This is a genomic window from Caulobacter sp. SRI_008 (assembly GCF_057586355.1).
On the sequence record NZ_JBYCZS010000062.1, the window covers coordinates 1 to 718 of the forward strand.

The following is a 718-nucleotide window of genomic DNA, read 5'->3' on the forward strand; positions in this document are numbered from 1 at the left end:
TTCCTGATGCCGGTGGAAGACGTGTTCTCGATCTCGGGCCGCGGCACCGTGGTGACCGGTCGCGTCGAGCGCGGCATCGTGAAGGTCGGTGAAGAAGTCGAAATCGTCGGCATCCGTCCGGTCCAGAAGACGACCTGCACGGGCGTCGAAATGTTCCGCAAGCTGCTCGACCAAGGTCAGGCCGGCGACAACGTGGGCGTGCTGCTGCGCGGCACCAAGCGCGAAGACGTCGAGCGCGGCCAAGTGCTGTGCAAGCCGGGTTCGATCACCCCGCACACCAAGTTCGTGGCCGAGGCCTACATCCTCACCAAGGAAGAAGGCGGTCGTCACACCCCGTTCTTCACCAACTACCGCCCGCAGTTCTACTTCCGCACCACGGACGTGACCGGGATCATCAAGCTGCGCGAAGGCGTGGAAATGATCATGCCGGGCGACAACGCCGAGCTGGACGTCGAGCTGATCACCCCGATCGCCATGGAAGAGAAGCTCCGCTTCGCCATCCGTGAAGGCGGCCGCACCGTCGGCGCCGGCGTCGTCGCCAAGATCGTCGAGTAATCCTCGACTGTCTTAGCTTCGGCTGACAAAGCGAAGGCCCCGGAGGAAACTCCGGGGCCTTTTCTTTTGCCTGATCCCTGAAGGGGGAGCCGTGCCGCCTGATCCCTCTCCCCTTGCGGGAGAGGGTGGCCTGCGAAGCAGGTCGGGTGAGGGGTCTCTCAGA

Annotated in this window: 1 protein-coding gene; it reads left to right on the forward strand. The window is 63.9% G+C overall.

What is annotated here, in order from left to right:
- Nucleotides 1-555 (forward strand): EF-Tu C-terminal domain-related protein (locus tag AC2YHT_RS25665; protein WP_487292615.1); only part of this gene is annotated, 555 nt, incomplete at its 5' end.
- Nucleotides 556-718 lie beyond the last annotated feature (163 nt).